This window comes from Colwellia sp. E150_009 (genome assembly GCF_053543955.1).
In genome coordinates, this window is record NZ_JBHFOM010000031.1 from 19,222 (window position 1) to 42,128 (window position 22,907).

The following is a 22,907-nucleotide window of genomic DNA, read 5'->3' on the forward strand; positions in this document are numbered from 1 at the left end:
ATAATAAAAACAACTTCTTGTTAAAGAACCGACAATACCTGCTCTATGTTCTATTTTTATATATAGGATATAACTTATCAAAACTTCCCCTTAAAACTAATCAGGGGAAGATTAAGGTGGGTATTAAAATGTAGCTATCATTTTATTTTTTAGGTGTCATACCTTCAGGCATTAACACAGCAATAACCTGCCCTTTAGCACAAATAATGTCATTGGCTGATAAGGTTATATCAACAGTAACTTTTCGTTCTTTCACTTCACTAAAACGGCCAATTAATTCCAGTTCAACACATTGTGGTGTGGGTGCTAAATAACTCACATTTAGCGCTCCAGTAACAAAACGTAATGTTGGAGCACTTCCCATTTCACGTCCTTGCGCCAGATAAGCCATAGCAGACGCACTACCTGTGCCATGGCAATCAATTAATGAGGCGATCATACCACCGTAAACAAAACCAGGAATAGCAGTGTATACCTCATCAGGCATATGATGGGCAATAGTGGTACTTGCTAGTAGATTTTCTTTATCAATGTGTTGCCAAAAGCTCTTTAACTGATGTCCGTCATGATTATTTTTACCACAACCATAACAATGACTTAGTTCTTCTGGATAACAATCTTGAAATGCTTTTTTATTCATTTTCAATCCTTAACTCATACACTTTAAAATAGTGCTAATTGGGTATAAAACAACTTAACCAATGGTTCGTAAATCATCAATCACTTTGCCATCATCAACTAAAGTGCCTAAAGCGACAATTTCAATAGAACCAGTTAATTTGGTAACCTTTTTCAATGTAGCACTAATGTTTTCAATAATGTCTGCGAGCTCAGTCTCAGAGTTGTTGGTAGAGGCTAATTCACATTGTAAATGCATTTGATCATTGTAATTAACTTGCGTAACTGACAAGCGCATTTTTACAATATTTGGAGAGGCCTGTCTAACTTTCTCTATTTGCTCTGCATGAACAAACATTCCTTTCACTTTGGTCGTTTGATCGGCGCGTCCCATCCAACCTTTTATTCGCATATTAGTTCGACCACAAGCACTTACACCTGTTTTTATTGCAGATAAATCGCCTGTAGCAAAACGAATAAGTGGGTAATCTATATTAAAACTGGTTACCACTACTTCACCAATTTCTCCATCAGCAACAGGCTCTAATGTTCCTGGGCGAACAATTTCAACGAGTAAATCTTCAGCAATAACATAACCATCATCACTTTTAGATTCAAACCCAATAAGTCCTACATCAGCGCTAGCATAAGCTTGTAACGTATTGATACCCGCAACATTGAATTCAGATCGAAGTGCTGATGGTAATGCTTCTCCGGTAACAAGTGCTTTAGTTACACTGCTTATATCTCGGTTTTCTGCTTTGGCTTTATCAAGCAATATTTTTAAAAATGAGGGCGTACCTGCGTAACCTTGTGGTTTAAGGTGTTCAATAATATCAAGTTGCAAATCGGTTTGCCCTGGCCCTGCAGGAATCACCACGCAACCACACGCTCTTGCACCAGAATCGAGTATAAAACCACCTGGCGTCAAATGATAAGACAGGCAATTTTGCACTAAATCACCTTTTCTAAAGCCAGCCGAATAAAAGGCTTGTCCCATTCGCCACCAATCATCACTGGTATTTTCAGGATCATAAATTGGCCCTGGTGATTGAAAAGTGCGACCTAAATTGGCATTTTTAGCATTCAAACCACCGAAAGGAGAATTTTTTGCCTGTAACCTCACTAGATCTGATTTTCTGGTAATGGGAAGTTGTGCGAGTTGTTCTCGGCTTGTTATTTTTTCAGCATCAACATGTGCTAAAATTTGCTGATAATGTAAGCATTCTTGCTTTGCATAAGTGATAAAATCAGACAAGCGTGCCATTAAAGATTGCTCTCGCAATTCTGGATTTTGACACTCTCTTTCATAAAAATATTGTTTCATGGTAACTCGATTATTTTAAAATTCAGATAAATTACAAACGTCTCAGATGCTTACAACCAACGTTTACGTCGTTTGTAAGATTTTAAGTTTTTAAAGCTTTTACGTTCCTCATTACCACCACCTAAATAGAATTCTTTTACGTCTTCATTACTTAGTAGCTGTTCTTGCGTACCATCAAGTACAATTTTCCCTGATTCCATAATATAACCATAGTCTGCCGCTTTAATGGCGTAGTTGGCATTCTGCTCAACTAATAACATGGTAATACCTTGGTCTTTATTTATTTTTTTAATAATTCCAAAAACTTCTTTTACCAGTAATGGTGATAATCCCATTGAAGGCTCATCTAAACAAATCATTTTAGGACGCGCCATCAATGCTCTACCAATCGCCAGCATTTGCTGCTCACCACCTGATAAATAACCAGCAAGACCCGTACGCTCTTTCAAGCGAGGAAAATAATTAAATACCATTTCGATATCTTGATTAATTTGCGAATCTTTACGGGTATAAGCCCCTAATTTAAGGTTTTCAATTGATGTCATGTCTTCAATAATTCGACGTCCCTCCATCACCTGAAAAAGGCCACTACGTACCACGTCTTCTGCATTTTTCTTATCAATACGCTCACCCATAAAGGTAATATCACCTTTAGTAACCTCACCATATTCAGTTTTAAGTAAACCTGATATAGCTTTTAACGTAGTTGATTTGCCTGCACCATTTGGCCCAAGTAAAGTGACTACTTCACCTTCTGGCACATCTAAAGACACTCCGCGAAGCACTTGTATAACTTCGTCATAAACCACTTCAATATTGTTAACCGATAGCATAGGTGAAGCTGTTTTAATGTTTGCTGCCGCCTGTGACATAAAATATTTACTCCGTTGAAAATATAACTATCCTGCTTTTACAAGCTGGATAGTTATTAGATAATAGGAACGTTATGTGTTCCAACAATTATCAGGTAAGACGAGGATTAATAACCTAACCAGTCATCACGACGCTTTAAAGTCACTTGTGATACTTTTTCTATATCAACTTTACCGTTGACATAATTACCTTTATAAATATTAACTTGGTTAATACCACGGTGATCTTCATTGGTCCAGTTAGCGGCTAAACACACACCTTCTAAACCTTTTGGTACCCAGTCCTTATGAACATACATACCTTTTTTAATGTTCTCACCTGTTATACCACCGTTATCTTTTGCCCATTCCATTGCTTCTTTCATAAAGTAAGTTGAACAAACACCGCGAATATAATGATGTACACGTTCTTTTTTACCTGACTCATCTGACATTTTAGAGATTTCACGAACCAGTTTCATACCTGGTACTTGGTCATTCCAAAAAGGTGTCATAGTCGGGAATATATAGTTTTTAATTCCTTCACCACCCGCTTCAAACACCTCTTTATCACCACCCCAAATATTTGACATTAACTGAATATCAACACCAACAGTATTACAAGATTTCACTAATGACAGTACAGAGCCACCTAAATTACCAATATAGCCATAATTAGATTCTGAGCTTTTTATACTTAAACATTGCGCTTTAAAATCACCAGGCTTCATTGAAATAACCACAGGAGGCAATACGTTAAAACCTAACTCTTCTGCATATTCAGCACAAGCCGCTTTTGGAGCATTAGGGAATGGGTGGTTAGCACCAATATGGGTAAACTTAGGTTTACCTGCTTTGCCTTTACTTTTCCAATCTTCTGCTGCCCATTGCACTAAGCCACGACAAGCATCTGAATAAGAAGCACCATAGAAGAAGTTATAAGGTGCAGGTTTTTTGGTATTAGGGTTTTTTCCTGTTGGATCAGTTAAATGCCCAGAATAAGAAGCTGAAAAAACTGGCGTTTTATCACGTGCAACAAAAGAAATTAATGCTTCCGTATCTGCGGTTCCCCAACCTTGCATAGCGACCATTTTTTTACGTGTTTTCCATTTTTTATAAGACGCAATCGCTTGTGGTACTTTATAAGCATAATCAACAGTTTCAGACTCAAGTATTGTGCCTTTTATACCACCGTGTGCATTGATATAAGCAAGCGAATCACGCACACCATCTGCGTAGTTTTTACCAACAAAAGCGGTAGGGCCTGACATGTCAGCTAAATGGCCAACAAACACAGAATCTTGTGCTTGTGCCTGGCTAGTAATGCTTAAAACAATACTGGTTGCAATTGAACTTAATAATAATTTTTTATTCATAACATTTTTCATATGATGTTCCTTAAATTGTTGTTATCTTACCCATAATAATTTAGGTAAATATTATTCTTATGTTTGCTTTACGCTGCGCAGTTAAATAAACAACTATCCCCATAAACTTAACTGCGCTTTATTCTCCATTACTTATTAAATTGTTATCTGATTTTTCAAACCAAAAATTATTAATAAGCGAATGGGTAGAATTTCCAGTAATTTTTAATTTGTGCCCAACGGTGAGCCAAACCTTCAGGTTCAAAAATTAAAAACCCTATAATAACTAGACCAATAGCCATTTCTTTAATATAAGCTAAGCCATCAACAACCATGGGTATATTTCCCCATTCAGTCATCTTCATTATCTCAACACCACTTCCTAACACTTCAGGTAAGAACACCATAAAGATAACGCCCATTAATGTGCCTTTTATTGAACCTAAACCACCAATAATAATCATGGCTAAGAATTGAATAGACATCATAATAGTGAAGCCTTCTGCCGAAACATAACCTAGATAATGCGCATACAATGCACCGCCAATACCGGCATAGAATGAAGAAATACCAAAAGATAATAAACGATATTTATTTAATTTAACGCCCATAATCTCAGCTGATAAATAATGGTCGCGCACGGCAACAAATGCTCTACCGTCACGACTGCGCATTAAGTTACAGCCCCAAATGAACATAAACACTAATGAAAATAACGCTACATAATAAAAGCTTTTATCTGTATCGAAAGCAAAACCAAATAATGTTAATGGTTCAGCCATAGACCCAGCAGCACCGCCAGAAAACCATTCTGCCCTAGCAAAAAAATCTTCTATAATGAATTGTGCAGCTAACGTCGCTATCGCCAAATACAAACCTTTAATACGTGCCGCTGGTGCACCAAACATCATACCAACGCCCATGGTTAAGAAACCAGCCAAAGGAATACATAAAAATACAGGTATATTAAAACTTGTATTTAGCCAGGCTGAGGCAAATGCGCCAAAACCAAAGAATGCACCGTGGCCTAATGAGATTTGCCCGGTATAGCCCACTAAAATGTTCAGACCCAACGCAGCTATACCCAAATATGAAATTTGAATAAGCAGCGTGATGAAATAACCACCCAACACTAAAGGTGCAAAACACAGTGCTATAATGGTTAAAATAGTTACCCAACGGATAGTTTTTGTTTCGAAAATTGTATTATCTTGTTTATAGCTAGTACGAAAGTCTCCGCACGGGCGCATAGTTAAACTAGACATAAATCACTCCTAAATAATTGTTATTGTCTGTTAATTGGCGTTATATACGCTCAATATCTTTCGTGCCAAATAAACCGTATGGTTTGAACCAAAGAATAATTAACAACACATAAAATGGTGCGATGTCATACATATTGCCCACATGAAGATATTGACTATCAAAAAATTCAGCAACATTCTCTAAAACACCAATAGTAATACCACCTACAATAGCACCCACAATAGAGTCCAATCCCCCAAGAATAACCGCTGGGAAAACTTTAATACCCATGATTGACAGTGAATCTGACACACCATTAACCATACCAATTACCACACCTGCAGTGCCTGATACTGTCGCTGCAATCCCCCAACTCATCGCAAACACATGTTTTACGGATATGCCTAAACTTTGCGATACTTGTTGATCAAAAGCAGTGGCACGCATAGCTAAACCATGTCTTGAATACTTAAAGAATAAGAAGAAGGCAACCATGATACACAGCGCAATAATCGTACTCATTAAATAAGCCATTTCGATATTTAAGCCAAAAATATTTATATTTTGAGTATCAAATACCTGCGGATAACTTTGAGGTGAAACACCAAATATCCATTTCATCAGGGCTTGGAAAAATATTGATAAACCAATAGTAACCATGATCACAGAGATAATCGGTTCACCAATCATAGGTCTGAGAACAATCATTTGTAGTAAAACACCAAAACCAGCCATAAAAACTAGTGTTAGTAAAAACCCAACAAAAAATGGCAGTTCTAGATAAATTAGCGATGCCCAACAAACCCAAGCACCAACAAGTAAAAATTCACCTTGGGCAAAGTTAACGATTTGTGTTGATTTATACACCAATACAAAACACATACCGATAACGCCGTATAGCAAACCAACAATAAGTCCATTGGTGACTAATTGAAGTAAGAGTTCAAAATTCATGATGCTTTCCTCTGTGATGAGTTGTTAGGTTTCGACACTGCACGACCATCGTTTTCAATTAACGTTGCAACCTTAAGTTGAGTTTGAATACGTGAGCTACCGCCATCTTGGAAAGTAATAACCGTATCAACATCCACCTTCTCTTTGTTGTCATAAATTGAAGTAATAATGTCGCCATATTTATCAGCAATAACAGTTCGACGAACTTTACGGGTACGCGTTAATTCGCCATCATCAGCATCTAGTTCTTTATACAATAAGATAAATTTATTAATTTTTTGAGCGTCTGGTAAGGTTGCATTTACTTTTTTAACTTCATCTGTAAGCTTTTGATAAACTTCAGGTAATGAAGCAAGGCTGGTATAATTAGTAAACCCATAACCTTGTTGTTCTGCCCATTTAGATACAATAGAAAAACGAATACAAATTAGCGCACTTAAATAAGGTTTATCTTTACCTAAGATCACAGCTTCACCAATGAAGGATGAAAATTTCAATTTGTTTTCAATATATTGCGGCGAGTACTGAACACCGTTACTGGTTTTTGCCAAATCTTTAATACGGTCAATAATCACTAAATGACCTGAAGGCTTAACATATCCAGCATCACCTGTATGCATCCAACCATCAATGACATCTTCATCGTAAGCTTCTTGGTTATCTAAATACCCAGTGAACATACCCACTGTTTTCGCGATAACTTCACCAACACCTTCTTTATCAGCATTAATAACTTTCACTTCGGCATTATCAAAAGCAATACCTACACTGTCATAATCTACATCATCAGCTTGATGTACAGTGTATGCACCGCAAAGCTCTGTTTGACCATACAATTGACGTAGCGGCACCCCGATAGTTTGGAAAAATCTGAAAGTATCAGGTCCCATGGCAGCACCACCCGTTGCAGCCGATTTAAGGAAAGTAAAACCTAATCTATCTTTTAGCGCGTTCATCAACAATAAATCAGCAAACCAAGAACGTTTCCCTTGGTTTTGCGCTTTCTCTGCAATAGCAAATGCATAGTCAAATAACTTTTGTTTCAGCGGAGTAGAGTCCATCATTCTCGCTTTAACATCCGCTAAAATGCCTTCCCAAACGCGTGGAGCAAGCAACACGAAACTTGGACCAATTTCTCGAAGATCAGCCATTAAGGTTTCTTGTTCTTCAACAAAGTTAACAATTTGTCTTGCTATTAAGGCTTGGCCAACAGCATATACTTGCTCCATAATCCAAGGCAGTGGCAGCACTGACACATAATTATCACCCGCTTGACGAGGATCAGCGCGCAAATAAGAACTACAGTGTTTAACAAAGTTACCACCACCTAAAAAAGCAATTTTAGGTTTAGAGGTTGTTCCTGACGTTGTACAATAAATAGCAGTTTCATCAGCATGAGTTGAATCAACATAAGCGTTATATAAGTCTGGAAATTTTTTATCTATTTCTTGGCCTTGTTGGTAAATATCTTCAATACTAATTAATCGCTTATCGTCATATTTACGCATACCTCGTGGATCACAATAAACAATGAATTTTACATCGGGTATTTCATCACCTAATTCCATCAATTTATCACATTGTTCTTCATCTTCTGCAATAACAACAGTCGCATTACTTTTATTCAGTAAATACACAACTTCTTCATGCAATGAATCTTGGAAAATACCAATGGAATAACAGCCCATCGCATGAGCTGAAATTTCACCCCAAACCCATTCAGGGCGGTTATCACCCAATAAGGCAATGGCGTCTTTAGGTTGCACACCTAATTTTCGTAAGGCAAGCGAAAGCCACTTAACACGGTTTTCATAATCTTGCCAAGTAAACTCGTTCCAAATGCCAAACTCTTTTTCTCGCATGGAAATATCATTAGGCCAGTTTTTAGCATTATGTCTGAGTATTTTAGGGAAAGTATCTAACTCTCCCATATCAAAATCGTTACTTGCTTTGAATGAATTTATTTTTAATTGGCTCGACATTAACTTGCCTCCTGTTCTTCATAGATATCATCTACTTCATCATCTTCTATACCAAGGTAAGCACGTTTAACATGTGGGTCAGCCATCACTTCATCAGGTAATCCCGCCATGAGCTTCTTACCAAAATCAAGTACCATTACTTTATGAGAAATATCCATCACTACACCCATATCATGCTCAATCATCACAACCGTGATACCAAATTCTTCATTTAAATCGAGGATATAACGCGCCATGTCTTCTTTTTCTTCTAAATTCATGCCTGCCATAGGCTCATCAAGCAGAATTAATTCAGGCTTTAGTGCCATTGCACGTGCCAACTCAACACGTTTACGTAAACCATAAGATAAAGTACCTGCGACAGATTTTCTGATATGTGAGATTTCTAAAAAGTCGATAATTTCTTCACAGTAACGACGGTGAGCAAGTTCTTCTTTCTGCGCAGATGAAGCCCAATACAATGGCCCTGTTAACCAGTTATTTTTCAATAAATGGTGGCGACCAACCATGATGTTGTCCAATACTGACATATGACCAAAAAGGGCTAAATTTTGAAAAGTACGTCCCATACCAAGATCTGCCCTATCGTTTGGACGTAACTTAGTAACATTTTGATCATTGAAAATAATACCGCCTGAGTTAGGACGATAACGACCAGAAATACAATTAAGCATGGATGTTTTACCTGCCCCGTTAGGACCGATAATGGAAAATACAGAGCCTCGGGGAACCTCAAAGCTAACGTCGGTTAGCGCCTTAACACCACCAAACGCCAAGGAAACATGTTCTACTTTGAGTATTGACTCAGTCATACTCACTCTCCTAAATTAATTAAATAATATATGCGTAATACACGCTCTTTGATATCCTTTCACCGTGATATACAGTACATCCTGTACATAAAAAGGGAGGGGGAATATCCCCCTCCAAAACGTAACAACAAATGGGAACTGTTACGTCAACAAGGTTTTGCTATAAAACTAAAGTACATATCTCAATGAAAGCTGTGCATAGTTCGAATCAGCATCAAGAGTTTTCATTTTGAAATTACCTACTTCAACACCTACCGCTAATTGTTTAGTTAAGTCTTGGAATAAGTTAACCCCCCATTGACTTCTATCAGCGCCAGAAACATCCGCTTCTGCAGCACCATAAAGTACAGTAGTTCGTAAAGTGTCTGTCCAATAATGACGGTAAGCTGCAAGATATGCTGTTACGTCTTCAACTTCTTCACCAATAACATCAGCAGCAAAAGCAGCACCTACATAACGACCTAACTCACCTTGATGGAATTGAAATCTGAAATCATCTTTACCAACCGTTTTAATACGACCAGCAATTGAAGCCCCAATAGCTGTTTCAGTATTACCTAGGGTTGTATTTAATTGACGCGCTAATGCAGAAAACGACACATTACCCCAATCGCCTTTTAAGTTATAACGTGCGGTAACATCTGGAACATTGTCATTGGCCGTATCACCGCCCCAAGTTTCAGGGTTTTCAAGTGATACTTGGAAATCACCCATGGTATAACGTATTTGACCTTGACGAATGAAGACTAAACCTAGTGTTGCACCAGCAAAATCAGCTGATTCTGGAATAGCACTTGTGTTCATGAAAGTTGACCAAGTTTGCCCTGCAAGTACATTTTTGTATTTGATAAACGCATGACGAATACGTGGATTAGCTGAGTTTGAAACGATTTCGTTACCGCCACCGCCCCAAAAATCCATTTCAATGAAGCCCATAACATCACCATGGGTATACTTCATGTTAAAGCGCGTTTCGTTAGCAAATAAGTTGAATTGTGAAGCACTATCATCAAGCTTAGCACCGGTGCCAATCCAATAAGGTCTATAGGCTACATCACCATCAACATAACGTGCGTCTACTTTTATGTAGCCGCCAAAAGAAATTTTATCGTCTTCTGATAACTTAATGTCATAACCTGCATTGGCAGCACCAGCTGCAACAAGTAAGCTTGACGCGAGTAATAAATTTTTAGACTTGGTAATCATTTTTGTTTCCCCTAGTTATATGTATTTTTGTTTCTATTTATTTTGATGTTCTTTTTTTCATTTGTTTTCTGTTTCCAAAAACATAATAGAACAGTACAAAAATCTAACAATCGGCAATAAGACTTAGCACCTAGTACTTAGTCCTTTAGTCGTAATTAAATACTGGGTGATAAGTACTAGTACTTAAGTTTTAGAAATATAGGAATGTTTTAAGGCTGAATTATGATAAATTTAGAATGAGTGATTAGTTCTGTGGAATGGGTATGTTTTCAAATTGGTTATTAGTTTGTGTTAGCATTGGCTATATCAGCTTATTGTTTCTCATTGCTTATTTAGGTGGCAAATACAGAAATAAACTTAAAGCTAAACAACAAACTATTATTTATGCTCTCTCTTTAGGAGTGTACTGTACATCATGGGGCTTTTTAGGTACTACAGCACAAGCATCCAATCATTCATTTACCTATATATCAGTTTACTTGGCTCCCATTTTATTATTTGTTTTTGCTTGGCCTTTTATTCAACGCATTGTAAAAACCAGCTTACAGCTTAAAATTACCTCTATCGCTGATTTATTATCAGCACGGTTTGGTAAATCTCAAAATTTGGCCGTAATAATTACTATTGTTGTACTCATTGGTACTATGCCTTATATAGCACTGCAGCTAAAAGCTATTATTTATTCCTATCAAATTTTACAAGAAACGCCCGATTTACCCATTTGGCAACTCGGACTTATTGTCAGCATTATACTTGCGGTATTTACCATTATTTTTGGCGTTCGTACCATTGATATTACTGAGCGCCATCCAGGCGTAATGATTGCCATAGCTTTTGAGTCTCTGGTGAAGTTAATTGCTTTTTTTGTGGTGGGTATTTTCGTTTGCTATATTGTTTACGATTCGCCATCAGCTATTTGGGAGTTATCAAAAGATCAACTTAATCTAGATAAACAGTTTGAGTTTTCTAGCCTTGTGGATATGTTTGGTCTGTTAATTATTGTTATGTCTGCCTTTTTATGCTTACCTAGACAATTTCAAGTGATGTTTGTTGAAATAAAAGAACAGAAAACCAGTAGCATGGCTAGATGGCTTTTACCTATTTATGTGCTAATTTTTGCCTTTTTTGCTGGCCCACTTGGTTTAGCTGGTAATTTAAATTATGGAAATTCATTAGCTGCCGATGCTTACGTATTATTTTTACCAGCATATCATGGCCAAACATGGCTATCTTTATTTGCCTTTTTGGGGGCAGTATCAGCAGCCAGTTCAATGGTAATTGTTTCAACAATCGCCTTAAGTACCATGCTCAGCAATGAAATTGTCTTTCCGCTAATGTTTAAATATTCACGTCAGCAACAACACGATTTTAACCACTTTCAATCTCAACTCTTACTGATTCGAAAAGCGCTGGTTTTATTTGTTGTTTTTTTGAGTTACGGTTTATTACTGTTGTCGCCGCCCGATACCTTGTCTTCATTAGGAGAAGTTGCTTTTGGTGCTATAGCACAAGTAGGCCCCACCTTATTCGTTGCTTTTTATTGGCGCAAAGCCACGCTTGCTGGTGTGTTGATAGGCATAAGTAGTGGTTTTGCTATTTGGATATTGTTTAATTTACTCCCTCAATTAGGTGTGTACGATCATCCTTTATTAAACAGCGACTTACCAAAAACCACCGTTATCACGTTAGTTGGATTAGTCATAAACATTTTCTCCCTTTGGCTAGTATCCTTATTAACAAGGCAAAGTATTCGAGAGCAAATGCAAAGTAAATTTTTTTATAAAGATAGAAGCAATACTCAATGGAATCTTCCCGTTCAACCTAAAGTTGATTTGGTTGAGTTAGAGTTTTTACTTGCCCGTTTTATTGGTAAAGAAAAGGCTCAACAATGCTTTAAGCAATTTCATCGTCATCACGGTAACAAAAACAACAAAAAATTTAATGAAGCAATATTACTTCATGCAGAAACAACACTTGCTCGTGTATTAGGCTCAGCATCAGCTAAATTAGTTACATCTTTCGCTATTAGTGGGCAAAACATGGCGTTTGATCAGGTCGCTAAATTAGTAGAAGACAACTCAACTCAGCAATTAGAGTTCAGTCGTACGGTATTGCAAAGTGCTATTGAGAATGTTAGCGAAGGTATTTCTGTTATTGACAGTGGACTTAATTTAGTGGCTTGGAATAAACAATATATAGATATTTTTAATTACCCTGATGAAATTATTTATATTGGCTGCCCTATCAGTCAATTAATTCATTTTAACCTTAGTCAACAAGGTTATTTTATAGAAGATATTGCAAAACAGGTTGATAAACGTATTCAGTTTATCAAAGCTGGCAGCCGACATAACTCTGAATATAAATTAAAAAATGGTAAAAATATTCACATAGAAGGTAATCCAATACCTGGTGGTGGTTTTGTAATGATATTTTCAGATATTACTAAATATCGCCAAACCGAAAAAGTATTAAAGGAAGAAAACACGGATCTTGAATCAAGAGTGCGTTTTCGTACTGTAGAGCTAGAACAAGCAAACAAAGAGCTTGCGCAAGCTAATGCTGAATTAGCACAAGCACAAGAAAGAGCAGTACAGGCTCATGTGAAAAAAAGCCAATATTTAAAAGCATGTAGTCATGATTTACTTCAACCTTTATCAGCCGCTCGATTATTTTCTTCATCCGCATCGTTAAATCCAAAACTCTCAAAAGAGGTACGTGAACAAATAAAACAAATTGATAACTCTTTAGAAATTGCTAATAGCTTACTGCTTGATCTTAACGAAATAGCGCGCATTGAAAGCGGTAATATCAAACCTAACATTGAAGCATTTTCCGTTAAACAAATCTGCGATATGCTATCAAGTGAATTTAGCGCTCTAACAGATGAGTACAATATTGAATTCCACTGTAAAACAAGTAAATTATTCATTGTTAGTGATCTAACTCTATTAGCCAGAATTATACAAAATTTTCTCAGTAATGCATTTCGTTATGCGCACACAGGCACACAGAATAAAATACATAAAGTATTATTAGGCTGTCGTAGACAAGGCGATGAATTGAGCATTCAAGTGTTTGATAATGGCCCAGGTATTCCGCTAGAAAAACAAAAACAGGTTTTTGAGCAATTCACCCAACTAAATAGTACAAATTCTGTTGGTCCGAAAGGTCTTGGTTTAGGTTTGAATATTGCTCAAAGTTTAGCAAACATTCTTAATCATAAAATCAATTTAAAATCTAAAAGTGGTCATGGCTGTTTATTTAGCGTTAATGTGCCTATCACAAAATACAAAATAAAAGCAGAACAGCCACAACCAACAGCAAGTATGAATTTACAAGGTGTAGGTGTATTGTGTGTAGATAACGAGCAAGCAATACTTGACGGTATGTCAACACTCTTATCTACATGGCAATGCCATGTATTCACTGCAAAAACAGCACAACAGGCAAAAGCTATATATAAAAAGCACGAAGACGAAATAGATATTTTATTGGTTGATTACCAACTTAGCGAGAATAAGCCCGATGAACTAGCACTGAACATGGATACTTTATTAACTGAAAAGAGCTTGAGAGAATGCTCAATAGATAAAGTTAATGGTATAGAGCTTATTGAACAATTAAGGCTTATGAGCCAATATTCATTACCTGCCGTGCTGATTACAGCCACAACTGATGAGAACCTTACGTCGTTAGCAAAACTGCATAATATTAGTTATTTAAGAAAAATAATTAAACCCCTCGCCTTACGTGCTTTAATTAGTTCATTACTTACCAAGGAGCTAGCAAATAATTATTCTCACAACACTTTATAAATAAAAGGCAAATAATAAAACCTTCTATTCTGTCATATCGTGATTAAATGCACTTTGATTGAGCTGTAATTCATTCAATACAATAACCGCTTGAGTGCGATTTCGCACACCTAACTTTAAAAAAATAGTGCTGGCATGACTTTTAACCGTAGATTCAGATAACCCCAACTCATAAGCTATTTGTTTGTTCAATAAACCATCGGCAAACATTAATAAAATTTTATGTTGTTTAGGTGTTAATGATGCAATTTTATCTTCAGCTATGCTTGTTTTAGCATGACCGTTAAACTCGCCGTCAGGCGTCCAAAGCTTACCATTAACCACTTCTTTAATAGCAAGCACCATATCAGAGACAGGCGTAGATTTTGGAATAAAACCAGCAGCACCAAAACTCATTGATTTGTGAATAGTTTCTTTATCTTCAAACCCTGAAATGATAACAACCCCTAAATTGGGATACATGCGCCTAATTGTAATAAGACTATTAAAACCTTGTGCGCCTGGAATATCTAAATCAAGTAATAATAAATCAGCATCGTTTACTGTTTGCAAATGCTGCTCAAGCTCTGGAATGGTTTGAGCATCAAAGATTTCGGCATCACTGAAGTGTGATTTTAAGGTAAGCGTTAACGCTTGACGAAATAAAGGATGATCATCCGCCAATATTATTTTCATATTTTTATACATAATTATACCCACAGCTTAATCGATTATAGTTTTATTTCGAACGATCAAGTCTTGTTAGATGAAAACTTTCTAGATAAGAAACACAATAACAAAATCTTTCTAAAGCTGCTACCTAGAAGTGTCATTTTTGTATTTCATATTAAATACACACGCTAATAAAAACCTAATTTGAAATTAATTAAAAATAAAGGTTGAATATTACACAAAACAGAGATACTGTACATACATACAGTTAATTTGTTTTTGCGTAATTTACAATACAGGTAATTAATAATGTTTAATATAAATAACAATAATATCAATATGTTAATTGATTCACATAATAATAACCAATCAATGTATATTAATTGGTTACAGCATACTAATGTTGCAAATCAGTTTGAACTATCTAATCAATATGCCACTATTTGTCAGCAACATAAGCAAGAAAAAAAATGGGTTTTATTTATTAATCCAGAAGAAAATTCAATAGAACAACTTGCTAAAACACACGGCATAGATGCTTCAAAAATATTAATGGTGAACTATAAAAGTAATGCAACAAATAGAGTAAAAATTGAATTAAAGCAAATTACATCAGTGTTAAGTAAAGGAAATTGTTCAGCAGTAATTTTATCAGATAGTGTCTTTGCGGCAGATGAAATAGCGCAGCTTGAATATTCGGCTAAATTAGGTAAAACACATTGCTTCTTAATGAAACAATGTCACTTACATTAAAACAACTCAGCAATGCTAAATTATGTGTAAGAACCAACGACTATAATTTAAAAAATTAAAGTCGTTGGTAGTCTTTTAAATAATTAGTTTATCACGCTAATACTATTAAGTTATAACGATAACTGTGATTTAACCCAATGTTTCACATTTCTATCTAACACAGCCATAGGTACTGCACCACCAAGTAGAACTACATCATGAAAAGCACTTAAATCGAATTTATCGCCTAAATCTGCTTTGGCCTGTTCACGTAATGATAAAATTTTAAGCATACCTAGTTTATAACCTAATGCTTGTCCTGGCCAAGTAATATAGCGTTCAATTTCAGCAATGACATCTGACTCTGCATTACCCATTTTTTCACTCATATAAGTAATAGCTTGTTCACGCGTCCAACGTTTATGGTGCATACCTGTATCAACCACTAAACGTACCGCACGAAATAATTCAGCCTGTAAACGACCTAAATCACCAAAAGGGTCACTTTCATAAAGCCCTAATTCACTGGCAACTTGTTCACTATATAAAGCCCAACCTTCTACGTAAGCATTGTAAGGTGCTATTCTGCGTAAAAATGGAAGTGATGCTTGGCCCATATTCAAGGCAATTTGCCAATGATGACCAGGATTCGCTTCATGATACGTTAATGTTTTCAAACTAAAGGTCGGATTCGCTTTCATATCACGTAAATTAATCCAATAAATCCCTGGTTTGGAACCATCGACAGAAGGGGGACTATATTGCCCGCCTGGCGCTCCTTCTTGAATTTCTACTGGGTAAGAACGAACTTCAACATTGTAACTTGGTTTTGTTTTAAAAATGGGTGCCATCTTTTGGGTAACTTCATCAATGTACCCATTAAGATCATTAAGCAGTTGATCTCGCCCTGCTTTAGAATCATCATACAAAAAACGTGGTTCTTCGGTTAACGCAATCATACGCTCGCCCACTGTACCTTCTTTATAACCTTGACTTGAAAGTATTGAATCCATCTGTTTGCTAATGCGTGTTACTTCATCTAAACCAATTTTATGAATTTCATCTGCCGTTAATGAACTATTACCTAATTGGATAATTGCTTCTTGATAATATGCTTCGCCATTTGGTTGCGCCCAAATCCCTGCTTCATTTCTCGCTTTCGTTAATAATTTTTCTGTTGCTTTCGTTATTGATTGATAAGCAGGATAAACTACTTTTGTCACTTGCGCGATGACCTGTGTTATTAATTGTTTTTTTCTCTCTGCTGAAAGTGAAGGAATGATATTAACTTTTTCAACAAAGTTACGAACAAAAACATGTTTTTCAGGTTCTGCGCTAGTAAACCCCTTCAAATAACGTATTGCCCCTGTCACCGTACTTTTAGGTGGTAGCCAATTTTGAGCGGCATCAAAAGCAAGCTTTTCTTCTACGCTTGCAACCATTTGTCCAAACTTACTTAAACGACTAATATATTCAAGTGCCTCTTGCTCTGTAGTGATAGGCTGATCATTTTGCATGATACGTGGAATATCAATTAATGGACCATTTATTTGATTCACAATAAACGGCGATAATCCCATCCACCCATCAATATAACCAATAGAAAAATCTTTATGTCCTGCGTAATACTGTGTTATATCAGCCATCACTTCTTGATTATCCAACTCAACATCGCTTACCTGTGCTTGTTTAAAATGACCAATTTGAGCAGATAAGCTTGCTAGTTTTTGACGTAATTCAGCCTCACTGTTTGGACTAAAATCCGATAATTCACCATTAAATTTTATACTTACTTCGTCAACAGACAAGCCATACATTGTTGCTTCAGGTGCTCTATTACTAAAAAGTATTTGTGTTGCTTTCGAATATAATACATTAATATTTTGTTGTGCTTTATTTTCAATTTTAGCTAGTTCAGTAACAGACGGCTTACTAAGTTGCCCTACTGATGTGGTATCTTTCGTTCCATTACAACCAGATAAAGTAAGTGCTGAAACAATCGCGCAGGTAATTAATGTTAATTTCATTTTTTATCTCTTTAAGCTTTTTGTTTTTTGATTACAACAAAAGGGTTGTATATTTACAATAGACAAATCCAAAGTGCATACAATAGGCCGTAAATAAAATTTTACTTTTAAGACATATCAATAAATTCTCCCCCCAAAGAAATGATATTCCCTTAGAAAAACTCACGAATTTTTGTTATAATCGCGCGCTTAGTTTCAGCCTGTCATAATTAACTAGTAATCTACAATTATTAATACTGAAAAGTTAATACCAAAAAATTGAGCCTATCTATGAGCAATACACAGTCGCAAGCCTTATTTGATTATCCTAAATATTGGGCTGAAAGCTATGGCACCGCACCATTTTTTCCTATGTCTAGAAAAGAAATGGACGCCTTGGGCTGGGATAGCTGCGATATCATTATTGTCACTGGTGATGCCTACGTAGATCACCCTAGTTTTGGCATGGCGATCATTGGCAGAATGTTAGAAGCTCAAGGCTTCCGCGTTGGCATGATTGCACAGCCTGACTGGCGCTCAAAAGCGGCATTTATGGCCCTAGGTAAACCCAATTTATTTTTTGGGGTTACCGCAGGTAATATGGACTCAATGATCAACCGTTATACTGCTGAACGTCGTATGCGCCATGATGATGCTTACACGCCAAATGACGAAGGCGGTAAACGTCCTGACCGCGCGGTAACAGCCTACACTCAACGTTGCAAAGAAGCTTTTAAAGGTGTGCCTGTTGTTATTGGTGGTATTGAAGCCAGTTTACGCCGTATTGCACATTATGATTACTGGTCAGACAAAGTACGTCAATCTGTATTATTTGATTCAAAAGCCGATCTATTGGTGTATGGTAATGCTGAACGTCCGCTTGTTGAAATAGCCCACCGTATTGCTAACGGCGAAGATATAAAAAACATAACCAATGTTCGTGGTAGTGCTTTTCTTGCTAACCACGCTCTGCCAGGCTGGAAAGGTATTGATTCACGGGATATCGATAGACCTGGGAAAATAGACCCCATCCCCAATCCTTATGAAGAAATCACATCAACAAGTTGTAGTGAAAATGAATCAGCTGTGACTGAAAAAACTAACGAACTAGAAGATGTAACTAAAACAGCCCAAGTTGTAAATATTTCAGCGTTAAAATACAGCAAAAATACAACATGGAAGAAAAAAGAAAAACCTTGGGAAAATACCTATATTAACTTGCCTACCTTTGAGCAAGTAAAAGACAACAAAGTAATGTATGCCCATGCATCACGTATTTTTCATCAAGAAGTCAACCCAACATCGGCTAAACCCTTGGTACAATCTCATGGCAATCGAATTATCTGGCTAAATCCACCAGCTAAACCGCTTTCACAAGATGAAATGGACGGTGTATTTGGTTTGCCCTATCAGCGTGTACCACACCCCAGTTATGGTAAAGCGAAAATTCCAGCCTATGACATGATCAAAACATCGATTAATATCATGCGAGGCTGTTTTGGCGGCTGTACTTTTTGTTCTATTACTGAGCATGAAGGTCGCATAATTCAATCACGTTCACATGATTCTATTATTGCTGAAATTGAAGATATCAAAGAAAAAGTACCCGGTTTTACAGGCGTAATTTCAGACTTAGGTGGCCCAACGGCCAACATGTATCAACTCAATTGCAAAAGTGAAAAAGCTGAAGCTACCTGCAGAAAACCTTCTTGTGTATGGCCCACAATTTGTGGACATTTAGATACAGATCATACACCAACAATTGAACTTTACCGTAAAGCAAGAAAGGTTAAAGGTATTAAAAAAGTGCTTATAGCCTCTGGCGTACGCTACGATTTAGCAATACAAGATCCTGACTATGTTAAAGAATTAGCAAGTCATCATGTAGGAGGCTATTTAAAAATAGCACCAGAGCATACCGAAACTGGGCCATTAAACAATATGATGAAGCCTGGCATGGGAAGTTATGACAAATTTAAAGAAATGTTTGATCATTACTCAAAGCTTGCCGGTAAGAAACAGTATTTAATTCCCTATTTTATTTCTGCCCACCCGGGAACTACAGATAAAGACATGGTGAATTTGGCACTATGGCTTAAAGAAAATGATTTTAAACTAGACCAAGTACAAAATTTTTACCCTTCACCTTTAGCCAATGCTACAACGCTCTATCACACTGAGTTGAATTCACTACGTAATGTTACCAGTAAAAATCTAGCAAAAGACGACGGTAAAATTGCTGTACCTAAAGGTGCAATACAAAGACGATTACATAAAGCTATTTTACGCTACCATGATTCAAATAACTGGCCAGAAATACGCGCGGCTTTAATTAAAATGGGATTAAGTAAATTAATTGGCTCCTCTCCTACGTGTTTAGTACCGAGAGAAACTCGTAACGAGCAACGCAATCATATTAATGGAAAACGGCAAGGTAAAAATAACGCTAAAGGTTTTAAAAGTAGCCCCGGCCAAAAAAGAAATAATACAAGCAATAACAATGTTAATGCCAGTAAAAAAGGATTAACTCGCTTTAGTGACGATCAATTTAAGGATCGTAAAAAAACAGCTAAACACAGTAAAAATAACAAGACTGAGCACCTCAAATCAGGTTTAACTGAAATATGGTCAGAACAACGTGTAATTAAAAACAAAAATAAGCAAAAGAAATAAGCAAAAATAATTATTTACACGATAAATAAATTAACATTAGTGAAAAGTCACTAGTAAAACTCATTAAAAAATACAATTTAAGAGAATTGAAATAATATGCTAGCAGCAAACAACATAACACAACAATTTGGCGCTAAGCCTTTATTTGAAAACATTTCACAAAAATTTGGTGGTGGTAATCGCTACGGTTTAATCGGTGCAAATGGTTGTGGCAAATCGACCTTTATGAAAATTTTAGGGGGCGATTTAGAGCAAACTTCAGGTAATGTTAGTCTTGATACTGGCGAACGTTTAGGTAAGTTACGTCAGGATCAGTTTGCTTTTGAAACATCAAGTGTAATTGATACCGTTATTATGGGGCATACCGAGTTATGGGCTGTTAAAGAAGAACGTGATCGCATTTACGCGCTTCCTGAAATGAGTGAAGCGGACGGTATGCGCGTTGGCGATTTAGAATCTGAATATGCTGAAATGGACGGCTACAGCGCAGAAGCTCGTGCAGGTGAATTATTAATTGGCGTGGGCATTCCAGTGGCGCAGCATTACGGCCTGATGAGTGAAATAGCGCCAGGCTTTAAATTACGTATTCTACTCGCCCAAGCATTGTTTTCAGATCCTGATATTTTATTACTAGATGAACCAACCAACAACTTAGACATACATACTATTCAGTGGCTTGAAGAAACCTTAAATGCCCGTGATTCAACCATGATCATAATTTCACATGATAGACACTTTTTAAACAGTGTTTGTACCCACATGGCTGATTTAGATTACGGAGAACTCCGTGTTTATCCAGGTAATTATGACGAGTACATGCTAGCAGCAACACAAGCACGAGCACGTTTATTAGCAGACAATGCAAAGAAAAAAGCACAAATTGGTGAATTACAAGCCTTTGTTGCTCGTTTCTCAGCTAACGCGTCAAAAGCAAAACAAGCAACCTCTCGTGCTAAACAAATAGATAAAATCCAACTTGATGAAGTAAAAGCCTCAAGTCGTAGTAACCCATTTATTCGCTTTGAACAAGAAAAGAAATTATTCCGTAATGCCTTAGTGATAGAAAACCTATGTAAAAGCTTTGATGACACACCTATCCTTAAAAATATTTCAGCATTGATTGAAGTAGGTGAACGCATTGCCATTATTGGTGAGAATGGTATTGGTAAAACAACATTCTTACGTACTTTAATGAATGATGTGGGTTATGAACTATCGTCTGGCGAATATACCTGGTCTGAAAATGTTAATATTGGCTATTATGCACAAGACCACGAATATGAATTTGAAACCGATATGAACTTATTTGAATGGATGAGTCAATGGCGTCAACCAACCGACGATGAACAAGTGGTTCGTGGTTATTTAGGTAGGCTGTTATTCTCTGCTGACGACATTAAAAAATCAGTTAAAGTGCTTTCTGGTGGTGAAAAAGGCCGCATGTTATTTGGCAAACTAATGATGCAAAAGCCTAATATTTTAGTACTTGATGAACCAACTAACCACATGGATATGGAATCAATTGAATCTTTAAACATGGCGCTAGAGTCCTACGAAGGCACCCTATTATTTGTTAGTCACGACAGAGAGTTTGTATCAACTATCGCCACCCGTATTATTGAAATAACGCCAGAGGGTTATAATGATTTTGCAGGGACTTATGATGAATACTTAGCAAGCCAAGCATAAGTAATAACATCAAGACGCCCAGAGTAAATGAATAATCAATTTACTCTGGGCTTAACAGAAAAACATTTTAAAATCATATTAAAAATTAAGGATTATCTTTGTTAAGTTACCGTCACGCCTTTCATGCAGGCAACTTTGCTGATGTACTAAAACACAGTGTATTAACACTTGTGCTTGACTATATGTGCCGTAAAGAAAAAGGCTTTCATTATATAGATAGCCATTCTGGTGCTGGTATGTATCAGCTACAAGATGAATATTCTCAAAAAACAGGAGAATACAAAGACGGTATTGCTAAATTAGTTAATGAATCAAACCTTCCTGAAGCATTGCAGCCTTACGTGAATTTAATCAAAGAATTAAATCCTACTAACAGCACAAACGACACTAACAAACTCGATATTTATCCTGGTTCACCTGGTATCGCCAAACGTTTTATGCGCCGCCAAGACAGCACGCATTTATTTGAATTACATCCAACTGATATTCAACATTTAAACGATTTTTGTTACCGCTGGAAGAAGGTTTTTGTTAAACAAAGTGATGGTTATCAAGGCATCTTAGGGTTATTACCCCCTCCTAATCGTCGTGGTGTTGTATTAATAGACCCACCGTATGAACTTAAAGAAGATTATTACAAAGCCGTAGATACTATTGTGAAAGCCTATAAAAAGTTTGCTACGGGAACTTACATACTTTGGTATCCCGTTGTTAAGCGGGAACAAGTAAATACTATGGAGCAAGCGTTCATTCATAGTAATGTTAAAAACCTTTTACAACTTGAGTTTTGTTTATCACCAGATACCAATGAATATGGTATGACAGGCACAGGGTTGTTTATTGTTAATCCACCTTGGCAATTATCAAAGCAAATGACAGAAGTACTGCCTTATTTAAAAGAGATGTTAGGTAATAGTGAAACTTATTTCACTATTACCCAGTTAATTGCAGAGTAATCAAATTTACTCATTCTAAA

At 36.6% G+C, this 22,907-nt stretch carries 16 protein-coding genes; 5 read left to right on the plus strand and 11 right to left on the minus strand.

Going from position 1 to position 22,907, the window contains the following annotated elements; translation table 11 throughout:
* Nucleotides 1-142: 142 nt before the first annotated feature.
* The 9 genes from ACE1OF_RS13515 to ACE1OF_RS13555 all read right to left on the minus strand — a co-directional run bounded on the left by ACE1OF_RS13515 (nucleotide 143) and on the right by ACE1OF_RS13555 (nucleotide 10,362).
* On the minus strand, nucleotides 143-640 hold the full coding sequence (locus tag ACE1OF_RS13515) for a PaaI family thioesterase (protein ID WP_448895172.1): 498 nt from the start codon (nucleotides 638-640) through the stop codon (nucleotides 143-145).
* Between the two features lie 54 nt (nucleotides 641-694).
* Nucleotides 695-1,945 (minus strand): phenylacetate--CoA ligase family protein, encoded by a 1,251-nt coding sequence (locus ACE1OF_RS13520; protein WP_448895173.1) that lies wholly within the window; start codon nucleotides 1,943-1,945, stop codon nucleotides 695-697.
* Between the two features lie 50 nt (nucleotides 1,946-1,995).
* Complete coding sequence (locus ACE1OF_RS13525; RefSeq protein ID WP_448895174.1) at nucleotides 1,996-2,817, minus strand: ABC transporter ATP-binding protein; 822 nt, start codon at nucleotides 2,815-2,817, stop codon at nucleotides 1,996-1,998.
* Nucleotides 2,818-2,924: 107 nt separating this feature from the next.
* Entirely contained in the window at nucleotides 2,925-4,172 is a 1,248-nt protein-coding gene (locus tag ACE1OF_RS13530) for an ABC transporter substrate-binding protein (RefSeq protein WP_448895196.1), read from the minus strand.
* A 182-nt stretch (nucleotides 4,173-4,354) separates the two neighbouring features.
* The gene (locus tag ACE1OF_RS13535; RefSeq protein WP_448895175.1) at nucleotides 4,355-5,428 is read right to left on the minus strand and encodes a branched-chain amino acid ABC transporter permease; all 1,074 of its coding nucleotides are present in this window, start codon (nucleotides 5,426-5,428) and stop codon (nucleotides 4,355-4,357) included.
* Between the two features lie 40 nt (nucleotides 5,429-5,468).
* Nucleotides 5,469-6,362, minus strand: coding sequence for a branched-chain amino acid ABC transporter permease (locus ACE1OF_RS13540; protein WP_448895176.1), 894 nt, complete (start codon nucleotides 6,360-6,362; stop codon nucleotides 5,469-5,471).
* Nucleotides 6,359-8,344 (minus strand): AMP-binding protein, encoded by a 1,986-nt coding sequence (locus ACE1OF_RS13545; protein ID WP_448895177.1) that lies wholly within the window; start codon nucleotides 8,342-8,344, stop codon nucleotides 6,359-6,361. Before ACE1OF_RS13545 ends, ACE1OF_RS13540 begins: the two co-directional genes overlap by 4 nt.
* The gene (locus ACE1OF_RS13550) at nucleotides 8,344-9,156 is read right to left on the minus strand and encodes an ABC transporter ATP-binding protein (RefSeq protein ID WP_448895178.1); all 813 of its coding nucleotides are present in this window, start codon (nucleotides 9,154-9,156) and stop codon (nucleotides 8,344-8,346) included. Before ACE1OF_RS13550 ends, ACE1OF_RS13545 begins: the two co-directional genes overlap by 1 nt.
* Before the next feature lie 168 nt (nucleotides 9,157-9,324).
* On the minus strand, nucleotides 9,325-10,362 hold the full coding sequence (locus ACE1OF_RS13555) for a DcaP family trimeric outer membrane transporter (RefSeq protein ID WP_448895179.1): 1,038 nt from the start codon (nucleotides 10,360-10,362) through the stop codon (nucleotides 9,325-9,327).
* Nucleotides 10,363-10,625: 263 nt separating this feature from the next.
* Between ACE1OF_RS13555 and ACE1OF_RS13560 the strand changes: the two genes are divergently transcribed.
* Nucleotides 10,626-14,180: a PAS-domain containing protein gene (locus ACE1OF_RS13560; RefSeq protein WP_448895180.1), complete on the plus strand. Its 3,555-nt coding sequence runs from the start codon at nucleotides 10,626-10,628 to the stop codon at nucleotides 14,178-14,180.
* 24 nt (nucleotides 14,181-14,204) lie between these two features.
* On the opposite strand, the gene ACE1OF_RS13565 is transcribed toward ACE1OF_RS13560, so the two are convergent.
* Nucleotides 14,205-14,867: a response regulator transcription factor gene (locus ACE1OF_RS13565; protein ID WP_448895181.1), complete on the minus strand. Its 663-nt coding sequence runs from the start codon at nucleotides 14,865-14,867 to the stop codon at nucleotides 14,205-14,207.
* 273 nt (nucleotides 14,868-15,140) lie between these two features.
* On the opposite strand from ACE1OF_RS13565, the gene ACE1OF_RS13570 reads away from it, so the two are divergent.
* Nucleotides 15,141-15,584, plus strand: coding sequence for a hypothetical protein (locus ACE1OF_RS13570; protein WP_448895182.1), 444 nt, complete (start codon nucleotides 15,141-15,143; stop codon nucleotides 15,582-15,584).
* A 110-nt stretch (nucleotides 15,585-15,694) separates the two neighbouring features.
* On the opposite strand, the gene ACE1OF_RS13575 is transcribed toward ACE1OF_RS13570, so the two are convergent.
* The gene (locus ACE1OF_RS13575) at nucleotides 15,695-17,590 is read right to left on the minus strand and encodes a DUF885 domain-containing protein (RefSeq protein ID WP_448895183.1); all 1,896 of its coding nucleotides are present in this window, start codon (nucleotides 17,588-17,590) and stop codon (nucleotides 15,695-15,697) included.
* A gap of 270 nt (nucleotides 17,591-17,860) precedes the next feature.
* Here ACE1OF_RS13575 and ACE1OF_RS13580 point away from each other — a divergent pair, with 270 nt between their 5' ends.
* The 3 genes from ACE1OF_RS13580 to ACE1OF_RS13590 all read left to right on the plus strand — a co-directional run bounded on the left by ACE1OF_RS13580 (nucleotide 17,861) and on the right by ACE1OF_RS13590 (nucleotide 22,887).
* Nucleotides 17,861-20,242 (plus strand): YgiQ family radical SAM protein, encoded by a 2,382-nt coding sequence (locus ACE1OF_RS13580; RefSeq protein WP_448895184.1) that lies wholly within the window; start codon nucleotides 17,861-17,863, stop codon nucleotides 20,240-20,242.
* A 96-nt stretch (nucleotides 20,243-20,338) separates the two neighbouring features.
* Nucleotides 20,339-21,931, plus strand: coding sequence for an ABC-F family ATPase (locus ACE1OF_RS13585; protein ID WP_448895185.1), 1,593 nt, complete (start codon nucleotides 20,339-20,341; stop codon nucleotides 21,929-21,931).
* A gap of 98 nt (nucleotides 21,932-22,029) precedes the next feature.
* A complete protein-coding gene (locus ACE1OF_RS13590; RefSeq protein WP_448895186.1) occupies nucleotides 22,030-22,887 on the plus strand; it encodes a 23S rRNA (adenine(2030)-N(6))-methyltransferase RlmJ in 858 nt (285 codons plus the stop codon).
* Nucleotides 22,888-22,907 lie beyond the last annotated feature (20 nt).

Coding starts and splice junctions, on each gene's coding strand:
- ACE1OF_RS13540 (WP_448895176.1), bottom strand. CDS start 6,362: ATGAATTTTGAACTCTTACTTCAATTAGTCACCAATGGACTTATTGTT.
- ACE1OF_RS13535 (WP_448895175.1), bottom strand. CDS start 5,428: ATGTCTAGTTTAACTATGCGCCCGTGCGGAGACTTTCGTACTAGCTAT.
- ACE1OF_RS13525 (WP_448895174.1), bottom strand. CDS start 2,817: ATGTCACAGGCGGCAGCAAACATTAAAACAGCTTCACCTATGCTATCG.
- ACE1OF_RS13555 (WP_448895179.1), bottom strand. CDS start 10,362: ATGATTACCAAGTCTAAAAATTTATTACTCGCGTCAAGCTTACTTGTT.
- ACE1OF_RS13515 (WP_448895172.1), bottom strand. CDS start 640: ATGAATAAAAAAGCATTTCAAGATTGTTATCCAGAAGAACTAAGTCAT.
- ACE1OF_RS13570 (WP_448895182.1), top strand. CDS start 15,141: ATGTTTAATATAAATAACAATAATATCAATATGTTAATTGATTCACAT.
- ACE1OF_RS13530 (WP_448895196.1), bottom strand. CDS start 4,172: ATGAATAAAAAATTATTATTAAGTTCAATTGCAACCAGTATTGTTTTA.
- ACE1OF_RS13585 (WP_448895185.1), top strand. CDS start 20,339: ATGCTAGCAGCAAACAACATAACACAACAATTTGGCGCTAAGCCTTTA.
- ACE1OF_RS13565 (WP_448895181.1), bottom strand. CDS start 14,867: ATGTATAAAAATATGAAAATAATATTGGCGGATGATCATCCTTTATTT.
- ACE1OF_RS13520 (WP_448895173.1), bottom strand. CDS start 1,945: ATGAAACAATATTTTTATGAAAGAGAGTGTCAAAATCCAGAATTGCGA.
- ACE1OF_RS13560 (WP_448895180.1), top strand. CDS start 10,626: ATGTTTTCAAATTGGTTATTAGTTTGTGTTAGCATTGGCTATATCAGC.
- ACE1OF_RS13580 (WP_448895184.1), top strand. CDS start 17,861: ATGAGCAATACACAGTCGCAAGCCTTATTTGATTATCCTAAATATTGG.
- ACE1OF_RS13575 (WP_448895183.1), bottom strand. CDS start 17,590: ATGAAATTAACATTAATTACCTGCGCGATTGTTTCAGCACTTACTTTA.
- ACE1OF_RS13545 (WP_448895177.1), bottom strand. CDS start 8,344: ATGTCGAGCCAATTAAAAATAAATTCATTCAAAGCAAGTAACGATTTT.
- ACE1OF_RS13550 (WP_448895178.1), bottom strand. CDS start 9,156: ATGACTGAGTCAATACTCAAAGTAGAACATGTTTCCTTGGCGTTTGGT.